The 1,239-nt window shown below is 74.3% G+C and carries 2 protein-coding genes; one reads left to right on the forward strand and one right to left on the reverse strand.

All coding sequences use genetic code 11. From position 1 onward, the window contains the following. A partial coding sequence (locus ACWGIU_RS38140) for a ribonuclease H family protein (RefSeq protein WP_453712718.1) occupies positions 1 to 557 on the reverse strand: 557 nt, incomplete at its 3' end. Between the two features lie 307 nt (positions 558 to 864). Here ACWGIU_RS38140 and ACWGIU_RS38145 point away from each other — a divergent pair. Then, on the forward strand, positions 865 to 1,119 hold the full coding sequence (locus tag ACWGIU_RS38145) for a hypothetical protein (RefSeq protein WP_453712720.1): 255 nt from the start codon (positions 865 to 867) through the stop codon (positions 1,117 to 1,119). The last annotated feature ends 120 nt before the right edge of the window (positions 1,120 to 1,239 follow it).

The following is a 1,239-nucleotide window of genomic DNA, read 5'->3' on the forward strand; positions in this document are numbered from 1 at the left end:
GTGCCGGCGGACGCGCGCTTCGCCGGCGCGGCCGACTTGCGGCGCGCGGGCGAGGCCGCGGCCGGAGCCGGTACCGGCATCTCCGGGCTGCCGAGGGCCGTACCGGCGGCCTCCTGCCTGGTCGCCGCGTCGCTGGCCGCCTGGTCGGCGATCGCGTTCAGGTGGTCGCCGTCCTCGCGGTGCGCCGGAACGTATTGGAAGGTCACGTCACGATCGGCCAGCAGCCGGTCGATCGCCTCGACGAGTTCACGGTTGGCGACCGGCTGGCCCGAGGCGGTCTTCCACCCGTTGCGCTTCCAGCCCGGCAGCCACTGCGTCACGGCCTTCATGGCGTACTGGGAGTCCATCCGCACCTCGACGGGCGTTCCCGGGTCCACCGCCTCCAGCAGCCGCTGGAGGGCGGTCAGCTCCCCGATGTTGTTGGTGGCCCGCCCCAGCGGACCGGCCTCCCAACGCTCGGGGCGTCCCTGGGCGTCGGCGATGACCCAACCCCAGCCGGCCGGCCCGGGATTACCTTTGGCCGCTCCGTCACAGGCGGCAATGATGCGATCAGACATCCCCCGATCATGCCTCATCCTGCGCGGCTCCCCGATCGGTCGGCCCGGCAGCACGCCCCTGGCCGTCGGGAGGGAACCCTCGCAGCGGAGTCGGTGGACGTCGACCTGGTCCGGGAGGTCGCCGTTCGAGCTGCAGGACGCGCGCAGTCGGCGCAAGGGGGACGGGCAGGCCCGGACGGCGACGGGCGCGGGGATCAGGCTCCGGGCCCGTCGGCGGAGAGCAGGGCGCATTGCTCGAAGTTCATGCATCCGCAGGCCAGACAGTCGGCCACGGCGTTCCGCAGGATCCGCGTCTGCTCTTCGGCCGGTGGCCGGCCGGCTGCTGGCGGCCGACAGCCGGATCCGCGCGGTGCTCCTCGGCTGTGTGCCGCTGGCCTGGGCCGCGGGGGTGCTGCACCCGATGCTGTACGTGGCCCTGCTCGCGGGTTCGTCCGTCCTGCACGCCTGGGGGAACGCGGGCAGGTACGCCCTGCTCACCCAGATACTTCCGCCCGACCAGCGGCTGACGGGCCCCGGCGGGTGCTGGCCGTGTCGGGGCTCGCGACCGTCGCGCTCGCCGTGATCGGGGCCGCGATCCGGATCCGGGGGCGGCGGCGCGTGAAAACCCCTGCGCCCCTGTGAGGGTCGACCTGCTCCCGTCCACCGGCGTCCGGTCGGCCGCCGGCCGCAGACGGACCAAGGC

The organism is Streptomyces sp. NPDC054840 (genome assembly GCF_053611065.1).